Here is a 257-nt window from a genome sequence, read left to right as displayed (position 1 = left end):
CGGCAATGGATAATATCCAGGATGAGATAGATCTGGTGGGCGAAAGTGCCGCCAGCATCGATGCCTATGCGGCAACCGATCCTGCGGAGTGCTTTGCGGTGCTGTCAGAATATTTCTTTAGCGCACCTGAGCTTTTCGCCCCCCGTTTCCCGGCCCTCTGGCAACGGTTCTGTCAGTTTTATCAGCAAGACCCTCTGCTGCGTCTGCGGCAAAATGAGGATCCTGCCGGCAATTCATCTCACCAGCTCCATTAAGAC

At 54.5% G+C, this 257-nt stretch carries 1 protein-coding gene; it reads left to right on the top strand.

All coding sequences use genetic code 11. From position 1 onward, the window contains the following. A partial coding sequence (locus tag ACPYOJ_RS35860; protein WP_481420458.1) for a zinc-dependent peptidase occupies positions 1-254 on the top strand: 254 nt, incomplete at its 5' end. Positions 255-257: the final 3 nt, after the last annotated feature.

The sequence above is a fragment of the Rhizobium sp. SVR5-9E genome (assembly GCF_056755095.1).
This window is presented reverse-complemented; position numbering and strand designations above follow the sequence as displayed.